This is a genomic window from Streptomyces nogalater, assembly GCF_039532885.1.
GTDB lineage: Bacteria > Actinomycetota > Actinomycetes > Streptomycetales > Streptomycetaceae > Streptomyces > Streptomyces nogalater.
Genome location: NZ_BAAASM010000054.1, coordinates 24945 through 43776 on the forward strand (window position 1 = coordinate 24945; position 18832 = coordinate 43776).

Here is an 18832-nt window from a genome sequence, read left to right on the forward strand (position 1 = left end):
TTCCCTTTCGCACTGGGTCGTCGTCTCACCGGTGACGCTACGAGCTGGAGCGCACTCGAAGTCAAGACGCCGCTCCGGCATACGGGGGTGAGCGGGTGCCGCGCGCGAGGACCCCGGCACCGTCCCAGACGGTGCCGGGGCCCTGGCGAGGTGCGTCAGGCGGTGCCGGCCGCTAGTCGCGCGGTGCGCACGGGGCGCAGCAGGAGGGGGCCGGTTCGACGCAGACGGTGACGGAGTCGGTGTTGTCGGCGGTGTCCGGTTCCGTCTCGTTGCCGGCCACCGTGGCGGCGTTGGTGAGCGGGCCCGCCTCCGTGGCCTTGGCGCGCAGGACGAGGGTCGCGGTGGCGCCGTCGGCCACGTCGCCGACCGTCCACTCGCCGGTGGCCGGGTCGTACGTGCCGGACGCGCTGTCGGCGGACAGGAAGGTGAGGCCGTACGGCAGCTCGTCGGTGACGACGACGCCGGTGGCCTGGTTGGGGCCGGTGTTGCGGACGGTGATGCGGTAGGTCACGGTCTGGCCGACGGTCACCGTGGTCGCGTCGGCCGACTTCGTCACGTTCAGGTCGGCGGCCGGGAGTACTTCGGTGACCGACTCGTCGGACGTGGAGGTCAGCGGTTCGGGGGTGTCGCCGAGCCGGTTCTCGTAGGTGGCGGTGGCGGTGTTGCTGATCCGTGTGCCGCCGGCGGACCGGTCGATGACCACCCGGTACTCCACCGTGGTGCCCGCCGGGACGGTTTCGGTGCTGGGCAGGCTGCCGCCCTGCCCGGCGGACGCGCCGTTGCCCAGGTGGAAGACGACCCTGTTGGTGTCCTCGTCGAAGTACGCCTGGTCGTCGCCCTGTTCGTCGGTCTTCGGGCCCGCGTTCGGGCCGTCCACGACGCGCAGGGACCCGGGCACATACGTCGTGCCCTCCGGGATGTCGTCGGTCAGCACCAGGTTCTCCGCCGGACCGCCGCCCTCGTTCTTCGCGGTGACGCGGTAGGTGATGACGTCACCCACCTGCAACGGCCCCACCGGGACGGCGGACTTGGTCAGCTCCACGAAGGGAGCGGTGCCGAAGAACACGCCGTCGAGGAAGTTGCCGATGCCCCGGTTGCCGCCGGCCGCGGAGACGGACCGGAAGGAGAAACGGGTCACCGTCTGCCCCACCGGGACGGTGTAGGTGCCGGTGTAGTAGCCCCAGGCGGTGGTGCCGTCGGTGAAGCGGCGCTGCTCCACCGGTGAGCCTGGCGCGCCGATGTCCAGGGCCATGGTGTCCTGCCCCAGCCGGCCACGGTGGTAGAGCCGCCAGTACAGCGTGGACCCGGGCGTGGTCGGCAGGTCCTGATACAGCGTGGCGACCTCGTTGGCGTTCAGCTCGGCGAACTGCGCGCCCTCGGCCGACGGTACGCCGTTGAACCCGGACCGCCACAGCTCGATCATGTGGTCGGTCGCGGTGGTGAGCCAGCCCGGGACGTGCTTCGGCGCTTGTGCCTGCGAGGCGTCCGGCAGGATCTCGTAGTTGCTGACGGTGGGCTCTTCGAAGCCGCCGTTGACGAGCGCGACCCGGAGCGGAGCGGTGGGAGGTGTGGTCATGGGACTTCCCCTTGCCTCGGCGTTGCTGGAGTGCGCCCCCGGCCGGTCGTGAATGCGCCGGTGGCGACGCCTGAACGCCAGTCAGCGCAGCGCATGCGTGCGCCCCCCGGGAAGAGACGGCCGAACGGCTCTCGCCAACCTGGTTCAGCGGGTTTCAGCCGCTGGTCTCCCGCGCCCCTTCCCCTCGACGGCTCGTCGCCCCCGGGGCCGTGGCCCCGCCAGTCACCCATGTATGCCTGACACCAATTGCCAGCTCAGCCGTGGCCGAAATCGCCTCCTCGTCTCGGTGTCGCTCACCCTTGCCCGAGGTGAATCGACGGGCGTGAAGTTGACGCCCTCGGCGCATGGCACCGACGCCGTGCGCCGAGGGCGCTGCGCCGGTGGCCTACGGGTTCAGCCGTACAGGCAGTTCGAAGAGGTCGTTCTGGGTGACCACCGGCTTGTTGCGCAGCTCGCTCGCCGGCACCGCCAGGTCCAGGCCCGGGAAACGGGCGTACAGCGCCGGCAGGGCGACCCCCGCCTCCAGCCGGGACAGCGCGGCGCCGGGGCAGACGTGTGGGCCGTGGCCGAAGGAGATGTGCCGGTTGCGCGTCTCACGGGTGATGTCGAAGCTGCCCGCGGTCGGGCCGTGCGCGTTCTCGTCGCGGCCGATCGCGCCGTACGACACGATGAGCGCGTCCCCGGCCGGGATCACCTTGTCACCGACCGGCACGTCCTCGGTCGCGAACCGGATCAGAACGTGGGATGTCGGCGTGGAGTAGCGCAGCGTCTCCTCGATCACGGCGGACCAGTCGGCCCGCCCGGACAGCACCAGGGCGCGCTGCTCGGGGTGGGTGGAGAGGTTCACGACGGCGTTGACGATCAGCGAGATCGTCGTCTCGTGGCCCGCCGCCACCATCAGCTGGAGCGTGGAGACGATCTCCGCGTCCGTGAGCCGGTCGCCGTCCTCCGCCGCGAGGACCAGCGCGCTGGTCAGATCGTCGCCCGGCTCGGCCCGCTTCGCCGCCACCGTCTCCGCCATGATCCCCGCCAGCTCGGCCAGGGTCGCCCCGACCTCCTCCGGCGGGGTCTGGGTGGAGAAGAACTTCTCGAACAGCACCTTCAGCCGGGGCAGCCGCGCCTCGTCCATCCCCATCAGATCGGCGATGACGTACATGGGCAGCGGATAGGCGAAGGCCGACTTCAGGTCGACGGTCCCGCCGTCCGCGGGCAGCGCGTCCAGCAGGCCCTGGGCGAGCTTCCCTATCCGCTCCCGCATCCGCTCCACCCGGCGCGGGGTGAGCGCCTGCGCGACCAGCGTGCGCAGCCGGCGGTGGTCGGCGCCGTCGACCGTGAGCATGGAGCGGCCCGGGTTGGCCAGGCCGATCAGCGGCCAGTCCGCGGGGATCTCGCCGCGCTGCCAGGCCCCCCACACCTGGATGTCCTTCACCAGGCGCGGATCGGTGAGCAGCGCCTTGGCCTCGGCGTGGTGGGTGACGGCCCACACCGGGACGCCGCCCGGCAGTTCGACCGCGGCGAGCGGACCGGCCGCGCGCAAGGCGGCGCTCTCGGCGTCCAGGTCGGTCACGAAGGGGTCCAGGGCGATACGGGGTGCTGCGGTACCGGTCGTCATCGTGACGTGCCTCCCAGGGCAGTGGTCGTATGTGCGCGGGTACGGCGCCGGTCCGGGGAGAGACCCCCCCGGACCCCCGGCCGCACGACGCACCGGCCGGGGCGACGCGGGATCAGCGGGCTGGGACCGGGCTGAACCGGACGGGGAGTCTGGTCAGTCCTCTCAGCCAGGGTGAGGGCCGCCGGGTGAGGGAGTCGGCGGGCACGGCCAGGTCGATGTCCGGCAACCGGTCCAGCACCACCTCGATGCCGGTCCGCGCGATCACCTCGGCGACCTCCTGCGCGGGGAACGGGCAGCGGTGCTCGCCGTGGCCGAAGGAGAAGTGCGCGTTGTTGCCGCCGGTCAGCTCCGAGGCGTCGGTGCGCACCTGCGGATCGGAGTTGGCGCCCTGCAGACCGAGCAGCAGCAGGTCGCCCGCCCGGACGGCCCGGCCGCCGATGCGGGTGTCGCGGGCGGCCCAGCGGCCCGCCACGTTCTGCGTGGGCGTGTCCTCCCACAGCACCTCGTTCATCGCCTCGGCGACGCTGTTGCGCCCGCCGAACAGGGAGGCGGCGAACCGGTCGTCGGTGAGCATCAGCCGCAGCGAGTTGCCGATCCAGTCCGCGGTCGGCTGGTGCCCGGCCGCCATCATCACCATCAGGTCCTGGACGATCTCCTCGTCGCTGAACCCGCTGTCGTCGGCGAGCATCCGGGAGACCACGTCGTCCGCGGGCTCCTTCCTGCGGTCCGCGACCAACCGGGCCATGGAACCGGCCAGATGCGCCTGCCCGGCCAGTGCCCGCTCCCGGCCGTCGATCATGTCGTTCAGGGCGGTGACCAGTCCGGGGCCGTCCTCGTCGGAGAACCCGTACAGCCGGGCGAGGACCCGCACCGGCAGCAGCATGGCGTACTGCGCGATCAGATCGGCCTCGCCCGCGGCGCACAGCGCGTCGATCAGCTCGTCCGCGAACCGCTCGGCGTGCCCGCGCATCTCGAACGGGTCCACCGCCTCCAGCGCGTTGCTCACCATCGCCGCGCGCTGCCGGTGCCGTTCGCCGACGGTGTAGAGGATCGACGGCTGCTTGCGTCCGATCATCGGCAGCAGCGGCCAGTCCTCGGGGATGTTCTCCCACTGGTTCCACAGGTCCGAGTCCCGGCTGAACAGCACGGGATCGCCGGTGACCTGGTGCAGTTCCCGGTAGCCGAGCACCAGCCAGGCCGGGATGTCACCGTCGAGCAGCACCGGCACCACGGCGCCGTGATCGCGCCGCATCTCCCGGTACAGGCGCGCGGGTTCGGTCTGGAACCGCGGTCCGCTGAGCGGGACGGCGTCGGGGGTGGTCACACGTACTCCTGTCGGGGCAGGCCCGCCCGCGCGGACGGGTCGGCGTACCGGTTCTTCACGTGCTGCACCAGCGTGATCAGCACCTGTTTGCCCGACTCGCGGGAGCGGGCGTCGCAGTCGACCAGCGGCACATGCGGATCCAGGTCGAGGGCCTCGCGGACGTCCGCGCCGGCCCGCACCGGGCCGCCGAAGTCGTTGCAGGCCACGATGAACGGCGTGCGGTGGTGCTCCAGCCGGTCGATGGCGTACCAGGAGTCGTCGATCCGCCGGGTGTCCACCAGCACGACCGCGCCCAGCGTGCCGGTGAACAGCCGGTCCCACAGGAACCAGAACCGCTCCTGGCCCGGCGCGCCGAACAGGTACAGCACATTGCGCGCGTCCAGGGTGATCCGGCCGAAGTCGAAGGCCACCGTGGTCGCGGACTTGCCGCGTACCTGGGCGATGTCGTCGATCGCCTCGCCGGCCTGGGTCATCGTCTCCTCGGTGTTGAGGGGACGGATCTCGCTGACCGAGCGGACCAGCGTGGTCTTGCCGACGCCGAAGCCGCCCACGACCACGATCTTGAAGCCTTGGTCGGCGGAGGCACCCAACGGGGTGCTTCCCCGCTCTCGGCTCCGCTCAAGCGGGGGGACCCCCATGTCAGAGGTTGCGAAGTCCAACGAGCACCTGCTCCAGGATGTCGGGATCGGTGATGGCCGGCCGGCGCGGGTGCCGGGCGCTGACCCGGCCCGCCGCCAGCAGATCGGACAGCAGGACCTTGGTGATGCCCACGGGCAGCCGCAGCTCGGCGGCGATCTCCACCACCGAGACGGGGGACTGGGCCAGCTTCAGGATCGCCACGTGCTCCGACTGCATGCCGGCCGTCGGCTCCGACTCGGCGACCACGAGGGTGACCAGGTCGAAGGGGTTGTCGGGGTCGGACCGGCTGCGTCCCTGGGTGATGGTGTACAGCCGGTCGGGAGCGTCGTCGCGGCCCGGACGGTTCCTGCCGGGTCCGCTCATGACGTACGGGGCAGAGCGGTCAGGTATGTGCCGAGCTGCTCGACCAGCTCGCTCATGTTGTGCCCGACGACACCGGCGTCCGCGTCCTCGGTGGTGATCACGGCCAGATGGGCGCCGGCGCCCGCCTCCACGATGAACAGCACACCGCCGTAGAACTCGGTCATCGCCGAGCGCACCCCGCCGCTGCCGTCGCCGAACTCCACGGACGCGCCGTGCGACAGGGACTGGATGCCGGCGGCGATCGCGGCCAGCTGGTCGGCCTGGTCGACGCTCAGCTCCGGTGTCCGGCACAGCTTCAGCCCGTCCCGGGACAGCACGAGCGCGTGCCGGGCACCCGGGGTCCTCTCCAGCAGGCCCTCCAGGAGCCAGGTGAGCTTGTCGTCGGCGGTGGTCGGGCCGGTCATGAAGTGGTGTCGCCTTCCGGGTGCGAGTGCGAGTGCGAGTGCGGGTGCTGCGAGTGAGTGGGCGTGGGAGTGGGCGTCCGCGGGTGGGAGGGGGCGGGGGAGCCGTGCTCGTCGGTCCCGTACGGGCCGTATCCGTCGGCCTCGTACGGGGGACGCCCGGCCGGGGCGGCGGTCGCCGGGGGCACGGGGGTCCGGTCGCCGTCGGTCGTCCCGGCTGCGGCGGTCCCGTTGTCGGCGGTCGTCCCGGCCGCGGTGGTCCGGTCGTCCGGGGCCGCCGCCGTGGGCATGGCGATGGGGCCGTCCGGGGTGGCCGGGGCCACGGAGGCGGGGGCGTCCGGCGCCGGCGCGTGCGGCGCGTCGGATGTGCCGGGCGGGCCGGAGTAATCGGAGCGATCGGACGGAACGGACGGGTCGGAGGGGTGGGCCGGGCCGGCCGAGTCGGCTGGGTCGGAGGGGTGGGCCGGATCGGCCGGGCGGGCCGGGGGCTCGTCCTCCGACGGGCCGGCCGGGGCCGCCGGTCGCGGGCTCGGCGGTGCCGACGGGCGGACGGCCTGGCGGAAGCTGCTGAAGCGGGCGGCGCGGGCCTTGCCCTCGTCGGCGGTCGGCGCGCTGCGCGGTTCGGTGCCGGACGCGGACCGGGCACGCTCGGCCTCGGCGAGCGTACGGCCCCGGCGCCGCTTGGGCAGCCCGGCCGGGCCCGGTTCCGGCGGCGCGGCGGACTCGTGGACCGGGGCGGCCTCCAGCGCGGCCGGAGCCGGCGCGGGCGTCCCGCCATGCGCGGGGACCGCGCTCTGGGCGGGCGGGGCCGCGGCGGCCGGCTCGGCGGGGGCGGGGCTGGTCAGGATGGACTGCGGGATGAGCAGCAGCACGCCCGTGCCGCCGCGCGCGGAGGGCCGGAACGACACCTTGAGCCCGTGCTTGCGGGCGAGCCGGCCGACCACGGCGAGCCCGAGCCGGGTGCCGGTCAGACCGCCCAGCTCGGCGACGTCCCCGGCGACCGCCCGCTCGGCGCGGCGCAGCTGCACATCGCCCATCACCAGCCCGCTGTCCTCCACCGACACGATGACCCCGGACGGCACCTCCTCCACGTACACGTGGACCTCGGCCGTGGGCGGCGAGAAGTTCGCGGCGTTGTCGAGGAGTTCGGCGAGCGCGTGCATCACGCCCTCGGCGGCGTGCCCGGCGACGGCGGCCTCGCTCGTCGAGTGCACCCGCACCCGCCGGTAGCCGGCGATCCGGCCCATCGCGCCGCGCAGGATCGACTCCATCCCGATCGGCCGCGCCCACCGGCGCCCCGAACGCGCCCCGGTGAGCACGGCGATGGAGTCCGCGAGCCGGCCGGCCTGGGCGGTGCGGTGGTCGAGGTGGAGCAGATCGGTCAGCACGTCCTCGTCGGTGTGCCGTTCCTCCATCGCCCGCAGGTCGGCGAGCGTGGCCGTGGCCAGGGCCTGCATCCGGGCGGCGGCGTTGGAGGTCGCGGAGATCGCGGCCGACCGCTCCCGCCGGGCCTGCTCCAACTCGCCCGCCAGCCGGGCGTTCTCCTGCCGGAGCCGGTCCAGCTCCCGGGTGCCCTCGGCGATCAGGCGGTCCCGTTCGGCGGCGAACGACTCCGTCAGCTCGGTGCGCTGCCGGGTCAGTTCACCGACGAGCCGCTGCTGCTCCCGGCCCGCCTCCTCGGTCGTGCGGGCCTGCTGCTGGAGCAGCCGTCCGACGTCCTGGGTGACCTCCTCCAGCCGCTGCCGGGTGGCCCGCGTGGTGCGCCGCGCGTGCGCGGCCGTGGCCACCGCCGCGCTGAGGACGACCGCCGCCACGGCTCCGCCGCCGGCGAGCGGGGTGCGTGCCGCGCCCGGTGCCACCGCCACGGCCGCGCAGACCGCGAGCGCCGACAGCACACCGGTGACGGCGAGAGCGGAGACGAACGTACGGAGGGAGGGTCGGTCGCCGGGATGCGTGGGCGCGGTCATCAGTCCGGTCTGGTCCTCGTGCGGCTGGGAGACATGGCACAGGTCGTGAATTCGCGGTCACTATACGAGAGTTCGTGATCAAAAAAGAACCGGTGTCATTGCCTTCCCGTATCAGGACCGTCATTCGCGCCGAGCTGCCCCCACTCGGAGGTGGATCAATGGGGGCGAAGATCACCTTTCGGTCAGCAGCTCGATGTTCGACCAGAGGCCGTCCAGCCCGAACCGGGCCAGGTACTCCTCCAGGATGAGGAACGGCGGACCGGCGTGCGGCTGTCGGTCCACCCACACGGTGTCGCACTCCTCGCACACCAGGAAGATCTCGCTTCGGCGCGGGACGCGGGCACGGACGACCCAGCCCTGGTCGCATCGCGGGCACCAGATCACGGCTGTCCCTCTCTCGGAAACGCGGACGAGTGCTGAGGATCCTGGTCGTGCCAGGGACAACGGCGCACCTCGGCTTCTTTCCGCCCAACGTACCGGCCGCCCGTTCGCGCTCGAACACCGGTCCGCTCCGGCGGGACCGCCTCTGCCGGTGTCCGGCCGGGGCGGCGCGCCCTTGTGGCGCCGGCCACCCCACCGGTGTGATGGTTTTCGCACCTCGGCCCGTGAGGGCAGCCCCTAGGGTTTGCCGCGAGTGACGGCAGGGCGGGCCGAGACCAGGGTGTTCGTCGCCGACAGGCAGCTGAAGGGAATCCAGGATGTTCCGCAAGGTGCTGGTCGCCAACCGTGGAGAGATCGCGATCCGCGCGTTCCGGGCGGGCTACGAACTCGGCGCGCGTACCGTCGCCGTCTTCCCGCACGAGGACCGCAACTCGCTGCACCGGCTGAAGGCCGACGAGGCCTACGAGATCGGGGAGCCGGGGCACCCGGTGCGGGCCTACCTCTCCGTCGAGGAGATCGTGGCCGCCGCCCGCCGGGCGGGCGCCGACGCCGTCTACCCGGGCTACGGCTTCCTGTCCGAGAACCCGGAACTGGCCCGCGCCTGTGCGGAGGCGGGCATCACCTTCGTCGGCCCCGACGCGGACACGCTGGAGCTGACCGGCAACAAGGCCCGCGCGGTCGCCGCCGCCCGCGCGGCGGGCGTGCCGGTCCTCGGCTCCTGCCCGCCCTCCACCGACGTGGACGAACTGGTGCGCGCCGCCGAGGACATCGGCTTCCCCGTCTTCGTCAAGGCGGTCGCGGGCGGCGGCGGCCGCGGCATGCGCCGCGTCGAGGACCCGGCCCGGCTGCGCGAGTCCATCGAGGCCGCCTCCCGCGAGGCCGCCTCGGCCTTCGGCGACCCGACCGTCTTCCTGGAGAAGGCCGTCGTCGAACCCCGCCACATCGAGGTGCAGATCCTCGCCGACGGCGAGGGCAACGTCATCCACCTCTTCGAACGCGACTGCTCGGTGCAGCGCCGCCACCAGAAGGTCATCGAGCTGGCCCCCGCGCCGAACCTGGACCCGGAGCTGCGCGACCGGATCTGCGCCGACGCCGTCCGCTTCGCCCGCGAGATCGGCTACCGCAACGCCGGCACGGTGGAGTTCCTCCTCGACCGCGCCGGCCACCACGTGTTCATCGAGATGAACCCGCGCATCCAGGTCGAGCACACCGTGACCGAGGAGGTCACCGACGTCGACCTGGTCCAGGCCCAGCTGCGCATCGCCGCCGGCGAGACCCTCGCCGACCTCGGCCTCTCCCAGGACACGGTCACCCTGCGCGGCGCGGCCCTCCAGTGCCGGATCACCACCGAGGACCCCGCCAACGGCTTCCGTCCGGACACCGGCCGGATCAGCGCCTACCGCTCCCCGGGCGGCTCCGGCATCCGGCTCGACGGCGGCACCACCCACGCCGGTACGGAGATCAGCGCGCACTTCGACTCGATGCTGGTCAAGCTCACCTGCCGGGGCCGCGACTTCCAGGCCGCCATCGGCCGGGCCCGGCGCGCGGTCGCCGAGTTCCGCATCCGCGGTGTGGCCTCCAACATCCCCTTCCTCCAGGCGGTCCTGGACGATCCCGACTTCCAGGCGGGCCGGGTCACCACCTCCTTCATCGAGCAGCGCCCGCACCTGCTGACCGCCCGGCACTCCGCCGACCGCGGCACCAAGCTGCTCACCTACCTCGCCGACGTCACCGTCAACAAGCCGCACGGCGAGCGGCCCGAGCTGCCCGACCCGCTGACCAAGCTGCCGCCGCTGCCCGCCGGGGAACCGCCCGCCGGGTCCCGGCAGCTCCTCGTGGACCTCGGCCCCGAGGGCTTCGCCCGGCACCTGCGCGAGTCGCCGGTCCTCGGCGTCACCGACACCACCTTCCGCGACGCCCACCAGTCCCTGCTCGCCACCCGGGTGCGCACCAAGGACCTCCTCGCGGTCGCCCCGGCCGTCGCCCGCACCCTGCCGCGGCTGCTCTCCCTGGAGTGCTGGGGCGGCGCCACCTACGACGTGGCGCTGCGCTTCCTCGCCGAGGACCCCTGGGAGCGGCTGGCCGCCCTGCGCGAGGCCGTCCCCAACATCTGCCTCCAGATGCTGCTGCGCGGCCGCAACACCGTCGGCTACACGCCGTACCCGACCGAGGTCACCGACGCCTTCGTGCAGGAGGCCGCCGCCACCGGCATCGACATCTTCCGCATTTTCGACGCCCTCAACGACGTCGGCCAGATGCGCCCCGCCATCGACGCCGTACGGGAGACGGGCACGGCGGTCGCCGAGGTGGCCCTCTGCTACACCGGCGACCTCGGCGACCCGGCGGAGCGGCTCTACACCCTGGACTACTACCTGCGCCTGGCCGAGCAGATCGTCGAGGCCGGCGCCCATGTCCTCGCGATCAAGGACATGGCGGGCCTGCTGCGCGCGCCGGCCGCCGCCAAGCTGGTCTCGGCGCTGCGCCGCGAGTTCGGCCTGCCCGTGCACCTGCACACGCACGACACCGCGGGCGGCCAGCTCGCCACCTACCTCGCCGCGGTCCAGGCGGGCGTGGACGCGGTCGACGGCGCGGTGGCCTCCATGGCCGGGACCACCTCCCAGCCGTCGCTGTCCGCGATCGTCGCCGCCACCGACCACTCCGAACGGCCCACCGGCCTCGACCTCCAGGCGGTCGGCGACCTGGAGCCCTACTGGGAGGGTGTCCGCAGGATCTACGCCCCCTTCGAGGCGGGCCTCGCCTCGCCGACCGGCCGCGTCTACCACCACGAGATCCCCGGCGGCCAGCTGTCCAACCTGCGCACCCAGGCCGTCGCCCTCGGCCTCGGCGACCGCTTCGAGGACATCGAGGCGATGTACGCCGCCGCCGACCGCATCCTCGGCCGCCTGGTCAAGGTCACCCCGTCCTCCAAGGTGGTCGGCGACCTCGCCCTGCACCTGGTGGGCGCCGGGGTCGCCCCGGAGGCCTTCGAGGCGGACCCGGGCACGTTCGACATCCCGGACTCGGTGATCGGCTTCCTGCGCGGCGAGCTGGGCACCCCGCCCGGCGGCTGGCCGGAGCCGTTCCGCACCAAGGCGCTCCGGGGGCGGGCCGCGCCCAGGCCCGAACCCGAGCTGTCCGCCGAGGACCGCGAGGGGCTGGCCAAGGACCGGCGGGCCACCCTCAACCGGCTGCTGTTCCCCGGCCCCACCCGCGAGTTCGAGACGCACCGCCAGTCCTTCGGCGACACCGGCGTGCTGGACAGCAAGGCGTTCTTCTACGGCCTGCGCCCCGGCAAGGAGTACGCCGTCGACCTGGAGCCCGGTGTCCGGCTGCTGATCGAGCTCCAGGCGATCGGCGAGGCCGACGAGCGCGGTATGCGCACCGTGATGTCCACGCTCAACGGCCAGCTGCGGCCCATCCAGGTCCGGGACCGGGCCGCCGCCTCGGACGTCCCGGCGACGCAGAAGGCCGACCGGAGCGATCCGGGGCATGTCGCGGCACCCTTCGCCGGTGTGGTGACCCTGGCCGTCACCGAGGGCGACGAGGTCGAGGCCGGTGCCACGGTCGCCACCATCGAGGCGATGAAGATGGAGGCCACGATCACCGCCCAGAAGGCGGGCCGGGTCTCCCGCCTGGCCATCAACCGGGTCCAGCAGGTGGAGGGCGGCGACCTGCTGGTGGAAATCGCCTGACCCACCCGCGCCCGACGGCCGTGGCCCCCGGGCGGTGGGAGACGTCGCCGCGCGCCTCCCGGATGCGGGCCACCGGCGCCGTACCGGCCGCACGGCACGGCACCCCGCAGGGCGGGGCATCCCGCGCCGGCCGCCGGTTCGCCCCGGTGGTCCACGGCGGTTGCTCGCGGCCGCGTCCGTCCCGGCCGCGGCGGGCGCGCGGCCCGGTTACAGGCGGCCGAAGTGGTACCGCAGCCGGGCCAGCAGCAGGTTCGGGTCGCGCTGGGTCCGGTAGGCGGCGCTGGGCACGTAGACCGTACGCCCGCGTACGGCGACGGAGGTCGGGCCGGCCAGCCCGTCCGCCTCGGTGAGGACGGCGGTGTGGCTGCCGTCGCGCCGGACCAGCACGACCCGGTCGCTGCCGTTCAGCGCGGCCAGGACGGTTCGGCCGGAGCCGGGGAAGGCGAAGTCGTCGATGCCGTCGAGCCCCCGCGCCCGGATTTCCGGTGCCCCGGCGGAGCCGTCCTCGCCGACGGGGAAGCGCAGCAGCGTCCCCCGGGAGGTGTTCGACACCCACACGGCGCCGCGGTGGAGCTTGATGCCGTTGGCGCCGAAGGCCCCGGTGCGCGACGGCCGCAGCTCCGTCCGGCGGGACCAGGCGGTGACCCGGCCGCCCGAGGCGGGGACGCGCCAGACGGTGCCGCGCGCCGAGTCGGCGGCGTAGAGCACGCCCCGGTGCCCGTCGAGGGCCAGGCCGTTGGGGAATCCGTCGGACGGCAGCGCGGCGATCTGCACCGGGGCGCCGCCGGGGGAGATCCGCCAGACGCCGGTCGCCCGGGTGCCGGTGGCGTAGTTGACGTACAGGGTGCCGTCGTGGGCGCGGGCGATCCCGGTGACGACGGCACCGCGCACGAGCGGGGTGTCCGGGCGGGCGACCGCGGGCAGCTCGGCGCGGGTGGTGCGGGTCCCGTCGGGGGCCACGCGGGCGACCGTACGGGCGAAGGCGAAGGTGAGATCGGCGGAGCCGTCGGGTTCCAGCGCGATGTTCTCGGGTCTCTGCCCGGCGGCCGGGTCGAAGCGGGTGACGACACGTGCGTCGCCGACGGGCGGCTCGGTCCCGGTGGCGGGCGCGGCGGCGACCAGGCCGAGGGCGAGCGCGGCCGTGGCGGCACCGGTCAGGCGGGGGCGTCGGGGCATGTGACCTCTTTTCGGTCGGCGCGCGGGGCGCCGGCGTGCGGGGCCACACCAACATGACCGTGGACGGACCGCCGGTGGCGGGAGCCGGGGCCGCGGGTTCGCCCGCGCGGACCACCGGGGCGCACCGTACGACGCACACCCGGACGGCAACCGGCCGTGGCGGCCCGGGGAACGCCCGGTCCGCCGCCCGGCGGCGGGCCGTCAGTCCCAGAGCGGGTAGCTCATGACCTGCTGGTAGCCCTCCGGGCGGTCGCCCGGGTAGGTGAGGCTGATCCGGGTGTAGTGGTCGACGCCCGGGCGGTCCTTCCAGGGCTTCGCACCGTCGAGGCGGACGGTCACCGGGTAGGAGTGGAAGGTGCCGGCCGCGCAGTACGGCTCGCAGTCGTTGACCACGTTCACGCCCACGGCGGTCGCCTCGCCCGGGCCCCACTCGGACCAGCGCAGCCCGGTGAGGCGGCTGTTTCCGTCGCCGCAGGCCAGGATGAAGTCGATGGGGCGGACGGTGCGCTGCCACAGGCAGTCGACCAGGACGGGCTGGGCCGCGCGGGTGTGGCGCGGTGGCGTCGCGGTGTCCGGGGGACTGGCCGAGGCCGTCGTCATGGCCGCTGTCAGCAGGGCTCCCGCCGCCAGGGTGACCGTCGTTCCCACCACTGATGCGCGCATCGCCGCTCCCGCCCGTCGTGCTTGGTCCGAACGCGTGTCCCCGACGCTACGACCGTCCCGCCGTTCGCACCAGTCGCGCAGGTCGGACCGTACTGCCGGGGGTGTTCCGGAGGGCGGGGCCCGCAAGGCTGGGCCCCGCCCTCCGGCGGGCCGTCGCGGTCACGTCACCGAGCGTGCGGCAGGGGTGTCACCGCGTGGCCGGCAGGCGCAGGGAGAAGCCGCGGTCGAGCGGCAGCCGGGCCGTGGTGACGGTCGTGACACGGGTGGCGGGGTCGTGGGACCAGGCGGAGCGCGGGAGCGGGCGGCCGTCCAGCAGGACCCGCGCGGGTGCCGACTCGCCGTGCACCGTGAAACGGTACGCCCGGGCGTCCACCTTGCCCGCGTACGCGCCCCGGCTCGCGCCGACCGTCACGGTCGTGCCCCGGGCGTCGGAGCGCACCGACACCTTCTGCGTGGCCGCCGCGCCCCGGGCGAAGTCGCGGGTCACGCCGTCGTCCTCGTACAGGGTGTAGTGGCTGGTGCCGTGCGCGGCCGGGTACAGGTCCCAGTCCAGCTCGTGCCGGTCGCGGGTCTGCCAACTGGTGGTTCCCTGCGGCCACATGGGGACGATCGCGCCCTGGCGCACGAACAGCGGCAGGGTGTCCAGCGGGGCGTGGTAGCCGTCGAGCGTGGTCGGCCCCTGGTAGGTGCGCCCGGTCCAGTAGTCGGTCCAGGTGCCCTTCGGCAGATAGATGCCGTCACGGGTGTCGGAGTCCTCGTAGACGGGCGCGACCAGGAAGTCCGGCCCGGACAGGAACTCGTACTTCGCCCGCTCGCCGAGGGTGGCCGGGTCGTCCGGGTACTCCAGCCACAGCGGCCGCACCGCCCCCACACCGGTCTTCGCCGCCTCGGCGGACAGCGTGTACATGTACGGCAGCAGCCGCTCCTTCAGCTGGAGGTACTTGCGGTTGACCGAGGTGTACGGCTCGCCGTCCCGCCACGGCTGCTGGTCGGCGGGCTTGCCGGTGGTGAGGTCGCTCGCCCAGCCGTCCATCGTCATGATGGCCGGCAGGAACGCCTTCCACTGGAGGTCGCGGGTGTACATCTCGGCGTCGTGGCGGTAGATGCTGCCCACGTCCCCGGTGTTGTAGGCGATGCCGGACATCGTCGCGCCGGCGTACGTCGGGATCTGCCAGCGGATGTAGTCCCAGGACAGCTTCTGGTCGCCGCTCCACAGCACCCCGCAGCGCTGGGCGCCGGCCCAGGACACCGGCAGCCACACGAAGCCCCGGGCGTCGCTGTTGTCCTCGATCCCCTTCTTGGCGGCGTCACAGGCGTCCAGCGCGAACTTGTAGCCGTTGCCGACCCAGGCCACGTCCAGCTTGGCCACCCGCTGACCCGCCTTCACCTGCTCGGCGAGCTTGTCGATGCCGTCCTCGGTCCACAGGCCGAGCTGGGCGTGGTGGTCCTTCAGGCCCTGGGCGGTCTGCTCCAAGTCCTCGTATCCGCAGCCGTACCCGTCGTTGACCAGCATCCAGCCGAGCGGCATCCGGTGCTCGGTGTAGCCGTCGGCGATCTTCAGCGCGTCCAGGGTGTGCCGCTCGCCCCGGTTGGCGTTGTGCAGGTAGCAGTCGGAGTCGCCCGGTTCCAGGCCGTACACCGGGGGCATGAAGGGCCGGCCCACCAACGCCGTGTACTTGCCGATCACTTGCTTGGCGTCGCCGAGGAAGTAGTAGGCGTCGAACCGGCGTTCCTGCTGACCGGTCGTCACCGGCGAGCCGAAGGTGTACACGCCGGGTGCGAAGGTGTTGCGGAAGACGCCGTAGCCGGCGCTGGAGAGGTAGAACGGCTGGGAGTTGTTGTAACCGCCCTCGTTCCAGTCGAAGCTGTTGGCCACGTACATCGTCCGGCCGCGGTGCGTGAGACTGCCGTTCTGCTCGCCGCCGCCGAAGAACTGCTCGTCCGCGCCGCGCGCGAGGCTCTGCCGCATCCCGCCGGTCGACCAGCGCAGCGGCTTGTCCTCCTGCCAGATCCGGGTGCGGTTGTCGGACCGGTACAGCCCGAACCGCAGGGGTTTCTTGTACACGCGCAGCACGGCCCCCGGGGCGCGGATGCCGTAGTAGTCGCCGGCGTCGAAGGACGAGGTGTTCCGCTGGAGCGCGGGCCGCCGGCGCACGATGGCGGTTCCGGCCGGATCGCTCGTCGCGCCGGACGGGTCGGCCTGCAGTCGCAGCTGACCGCCCTTCAGGAAGTCGGCCTGTGCGGTCAGCCGGCCGGCCTTGATGGTGTACCGGCCGTCTTCGCCGGAGAAGGAGGTGAGGTCGCCGGCGTCCGTGGTCGCGGGCAGGTAGGCGGTGCCGGTGAAGGAGTTGTCGTGCACGTCGTACGGCACCACGAGTACGTGGTACGTCCCCGACGCGCGCGGGATCACCGTGGCCTCGGGGTCGGCGGTGCCCGCGCTGGAGGCCACCTGTTCGCCGTGGTCGTCGTAGACGTACAGGTCGAAGTCGTCCGAGGGGCGCTCCCAGGTGATGGACAGCGGGACGCCGCCCTCGGGGTTGTCGTTCCAGTAGCCGTCCGGCACCGACACGGTGAGGTCGAAGCGGTGGCAGACCGTGCCGCCGGGGTCGGCGGCATCGGTGGGGCACTTCTCGGGGCCGGCGCCGGTGCCCTTGGCGTAGACCGGACTCCGCCAGTTGACGTCGGCGTGGGCGGGGTCCAGTACGGCGCCGGAGACGGCGGGGGCGGCCTCGGCGGGTGCCGGACCGGACAGCACGGTCGCGGCCAGGGCGGTCGCCAGCCCCAGCGGAACCCAGGCCGGCCATGGCACACGATGTCGGAGTCTTCGCACGGCGGAACAGCTCCCCTCGCACCTTCGCGGATTGACTGTCCTGGCTGATGTTGCTCGCAAGCGCTTGAAACAAGCGTCAATCGAGCAACTTCACGCACGAAGCCTCGGGGCAGACGCAGGTACATGTCAATACCGGGAGGGTCGCCGGGCGCCGGAGCGCCGTACCGGGCCGCCGTCTGCTGCATTGGCGGGACCCGGGTCACCGGGTCGGGGGACTGTGCCGGCGGCCGACGGGCCGGACCCGCGGACCGGTGTGACGATCACAGCAAGGTGACACAGCGATTCCGGCCGCACAGCCGGTAGGAGGTCCACACGATGAAACCTGCTCTCAAGCGTCTGCTCGGCGTCGGCGCGGCGGTGGCCACGGGCGCCGCCGCCCTGCTCGGCACCGGCGCCGGCACCGCCGAGGCCGCCGGCCGCGCCCACTGCGACCGCGCCGAACGGCCCATATGGAGTGAAGGGCCCAGCCGTAACGTGACCGCCCGCCACTGCAGCGTGCCGGACCAGGACCACCGCTGGTACACCGTCGAGTTCGACACCCTCGTCCAGCCCCACCAGAAGAACGACTACCTGGACGGGGGCGTCGAGCGGACCGGCACCCTGCACGACAGAAGCATCAGGTGCCTGGGTTACACCACCGACGAGGACACGGTGAACTGGTTCGGCTGCCTGCCCCGCCTCAGGCACGTCTCCTGACCACGGCCTCCCGGGCCCGGGCCGGTCAGGCCGGGGGACCCGCGACGCGCAGCACCGCCGTCGTGGGCGGCGCGCCGGCGTCGACGGTGGCGTCGACGCCGGCGGCGGTACCGGTGGTCGTGGCGCCGGTACCGGTGGTGCCGGTGCCGGTGGTGACGTCCGTCCACCAGTCGGCGCCCTCCTCTGCACAGCGCAGCAGCACGCCCTCGCGGATCGCCCACGGGCAGACCACGGCCCGGGACAGGCCCATCAGCTTCAGCGCCGTGTGCCCCACCACCGCCCCCGCCAGGGACTGCGCGGCGCGCGGCGCGGAGATCCCCGGCAGCCGGGCCCGCTCGGCGGCGGGCAGCGCGGCCAGCGCGCGCACCGCCTCGCGCAGGTCCCGACACGCCAACTCCCGCTCCACGAACGGGCCGTAGCGGCCCGGCGGCGCCCCGCACAGCCGGGCCAGCTGCTGGAACGTACGGGAGGTGACGGCGGCGGTGCGTGGACGCTCCCAGCGGATCCGCGCGGCCACGTCCCGCAGTTCATGGCGGACCCGGCGGCGCAGCTCCTTCAGCTCCTCTGGCCCGGGCGGGTCCTGGAGGGACAGGTACTCCCTGGTCAGCCGGCCCGCGCCGAGCGGCAGGGACGCCACGAAGCCGGGCATCCGGCCCCGCCCGAAGGCCACCTCCAGCGAGCCGCCGCCGATGTCCAGCAGCGCCAGCGGGCCCGCCTTCCAGCCCAGCCAGCGCCGGGCCGCCAGGAAGGTCAGCTCGGCCTCCGTCTCCCCGGGCAGGGTGCACATGCGCACCCCGGTCCCGGACGCCACCCGGTGCAGCACCTCACGCCGGTTCGGCGCGGTGCGGACCACCGTGGTCGCGAAGGCCAGCGGGCCCGCCGCCTGCCATCGGCGGGCCGTGGCGCTCGCCGCGTCCACCGCCTCGACCAGCCGCCGCACCGCCTCGTCGCCGATCGTGCCGTCCGGGCCCAGGTGTTCGGACAGCCGTAACTTCCACTTGACCGTGTGCACCGGCAGCGGCACGCCCCCCTCCACGTCCGCGATCACCAACCGCACCGTGTTCGACCCCGCGTCCACCACACTCACCCGCATGGCCGGGACGTACCCACTCCACCGGCGCGATCACCCCTCGCACGAGGGGCGTTCCGGTGCACGGACCTTTCGGACCGCGCCCCGGCACCGGCTCGCGCGGCAGTCCGACGCGGGCCGGTAGCGCGCGGCGCACGGACCGGGGGCGAGCGGGCGCCCGTCCGTCGGCGCCCACCAGCCGCACACCACGTCCGCCACGGCCCCCACCGCCCGCGGGGACACGGCGGCCCGCACGGCCGTCGCGGCCGTCTCGGCCGGAACCTCCTCGACGACCGCATCACCGTCAGCCGCGCCCCGTCCCGCGACACCGCGGGCACCGGGACGGTGCGCCCGGCCGCGGCCGGCGAGCGCCTTGCGTGCGAACTCGCCCGGGAGATATCGCTGTCCGCCGTGCCGCCCGAGCCGGACCGCCCCGCGCCGGG

Annotated in this window: 14 protein-coding genes; 2 read left to right on the plus strand and 12 right to left on the minus strand. The window is 73.6% G+C overall.

Going from position 1 to position 18832, the window contains the following annotated elements:
* Positions 1–172: 172 nt before the first annotated feature.
* The 8 genes from ABD350_RS29505 to ABD350_RS29540 all read right to left on the minus strand — a co-directional run bounded on the left by ABD350_RS29505 (position 173) and on the right by ABD350_RS29540 (position 8266).
* Complete coding sequence (locus ABD350_RS29505) at positions 173–1576, minus strand: isopeptide-forming domain-containing fimbrial protein (RefSeq protein ID WP_344351798.1); 1404 nt, start codon at positions 1574–1576, stop codon at positions 173–175.
* A gap of 385 nt (positions 1577–1961) precedes the next feature.
* Positions 1962–3188, minus strand: coding sequence for a cytochrome P450 family protein (locus ABD350_RS29510; RefSeq protein ID WP_344351799.1), 1227 nt, complete (start codon positions 3186–3188; stop codon positions 1962–1964).
* Positions 3189–3300: 112 nt separating this feature from the next.
* On the minus strand, positions 3301–4512 hold the full coding sequence (locus tag ABD350_RS29515; RefSeq protein WP_344351800.1) for a cytochrome P450: 1212 nt from the start codon (positions 4510–4512) through the stop codon (positions 3301–3303).
* Positions 4509–5171, minus strand: a complete 663-nt coding sequence (locus tag ABD350_RS29520) for a GTP-binding protein (RefSeq protein ID WP_382466634.1) — start codon at positions 5169–5171, stop codon at positions 4509–4511. Before ABD350_RS29520 ends, ABD350_RS29515 begins: the two co-directional genes overlap by 4 nt.
* Positions 5152–5514: a DUF742 domain-containing protein gene (locus ABD350_RS29525; protein ID WP_344351804.1), complete on the minus strand. Its 363-nt coding sequence runs from the start codon at positions 5512–5514 to the stop codon at positions 5152–5154. Before ABD350_RS29525 ends, ABD350_RS29520 begins: the two co-directional genes overlap by 20 nt.
* Complete coding sequence (locus ABD350_RS29530; protein ID WP_030611435.1) at positions 5511–5918, minus strand: roadblock/LC7 domain-containing protein; 408 nt, start codon at positions 5916–5918, stop codon at positions 5511–5513. The genes ABD350_RS29525 and ABD350_RS29530 overlap by 4 nt, the downstream gene beginning before the upstream one ends.
* A complete protein-coding gene (locus tag ABD350_RS29535) occupies positions 5915–7882 on the minus strand; it encodes an ATP-binding protein (RefSeq protein WP_344351805.1) in 1968 nt (655 codons plus the stop codon). The genes ABD350_RS29530 and ABD350_RS29535 overlap by 4 nt, the downstream gene beginning before the upstream one ends.
* 171 nt (positions 7883–8053) lie before the next feature.
* Positions 8054–8266, minus strand: coding sequence for a hypothetical protein (locus tag ABD350_RS29540; protein WP_344351806.1), 213 nt, complete (start codon positions 8264–8266; stop codon positions 8054–8056).
* Positions 8267–8580: 314 nt separating this feature from the next.
* Between ABD350_RS29540 and ABD350_RS29545 the strand changes: the two genes are divergently transcribed.
* On the plus strand, positions 8581–11955 hold the full coding sequence (locus ABD350_RS29545) for a pyruvate carboxylase (protein ID WP_344351807.1): 3375 nt from the start codon (positions 8581–8583) through the stop codon (positions 11953–11955).
* A 207-nt stretch (positions 11956–12162) separates the two neighbouring features.
* On the opposite strand, the gene ABD350_RS29550 is transcribed toward ABD350_RS29545, so the two are convergent.
* From ABD350_RS29550 to ABD350_RS29560, 3 genes are all read right to left on the minus strand, one after another.
* Positions 12163–13131, minus strand: a complete 969-nt coding sequence (locus ABD350_RS29550) for an SMP-30/gluconolactonase/LRE family protein (protein ID WP_344351808.1) — start codon at positions 13129–13131, stop codon at positions 12163–12165.
* A gap of 201 nt (positions 13132–13332) precedes the next feature.
* Positions 13333–13794 (minus strand): hypothetical protein, encoded by a 462-nt coding sequence (locus tag ABD350_RS29555; protein WP_344351809.1) that lies wholly within the window; start codon positions 13792–13794, stop codon positions 13333–13335.
* Between the two features lie 187 nt (positions 13795–13981).
* Positions 13982–16603 (minus strand): glycoside hydrolase family 31 protein, encoded by a 2622-nt coding sequence (locus ABD350_RS29560; RefSeq protein ID WP_417801507.1) that lies wholly within the window; start codon positions 16601–16603, stop codon positions 13982–13984.
* A gap of 336 nt (positions 16604–16939) precedes the next feature.
* On the opposite strand from ABD350_RS29560, the gene ABD350_RS29565 reads away from it, so the two are divergent.
* Positions 16940–17320, plus strand: a complete 381-nt coding sequence (locus ABD350_RS29565; RefSeq protein WP_344351810.1) for a hypothetical protein — start codon at positions 16940–16942, stop codon at positions 17318–17320.
* 25 nt (positions 17321–17345) lie between these two features.
* On the opposite strand, the gene ABD350_RS29570 is transcribed toward ABD350_RS29565, so the two are convergent.
* On the minus strand, positions 17346–18413 hold the full coding sequence (locus tag ABD350_RS29570; RefSeq protein ID WP_344351811.1) for a Ppx/GppA family phosphatase: 1068 nt from the start codon (positions 18411–18413) through the stop codon (positions 17346–17348).
* Between the last annotated feature and the right edge of the window lie 419 nt (positions 18414–18832).

Bases quoted from the DNA above. Each gene is read 5' to 3' on its own strand.
- ABD350_RS29545 (WP_344351807.1), top strand. From the start codon at position 8,581: ATGTTCCGCAAGGTGCTGGTCGCCAACCGTGGAGAGATCGCGATCCGC.
- ABD350_RS29505 (WP_344351798.1), bottom strand. From the start codon at position 1,576: ATGACCACACCTCCCACCGCTCCGCTCCGGGTCGCGCTCGTCAACGGC.
- ABD350_RS29510 (WP_344351799.1), bottom strand. From the start codon at position 3,188: ATGACGACCGGTACCGCAGCACCCCGTATCGCCCTGGACCCCTTCGTG.
- ABD350_RS29550 (WP_344351808.1), bottom strand. From the start codon at position 13,131: ATGCCCCGACGCCCCCGCCTGACCGGTGCCGCCACGGCCGCGCTCGCC.
- ABD350_RS29535 (WP_344351805.1), bottom strand. From the start codon at position 7,882: ATGACCGCGCCCACGCATCCCGGCGACCGACCCTCCCTCCGTACGTTC.
- ABD350_RS29570 (WP_344351811.1), bottom strand. From the start codon at position 18,413: ATGCGGGTGAGTGTGGTGGACGCGGGGTCGAACACGGTGCGGTTGGTG.
- ABD350_RS29525 (WP_344351804.1), bottom strand. From the start codon at position 5,514: ATGAGCGGACCCGGCAGGAACCGTCCGGGCCGCGACGACGCTCCCGAC.
- ABD350_RS29555 (WP_344351809.1), bottom strand. From the start codon at position 13,794: ATGCGCGCATCAGTGGTGGGAACGACGGTCACCCTGGCGGCGGGAGCC.
- ABD350_RS29565 (WP_344351810.1), top strand. From the start codon at position 16,940: ATGAAACCTGCTCTCAAGCGTCTGCTCGGCGTCGGCGCGGCGGTGGCC.
- ABD350_RS29530 (WP_030611435.1), bottom strand. From the start codon at position 5,918: ATGACCGGCCCGACCACCGCCGACGACAAGCTCACCTGGCTCCTGGAG.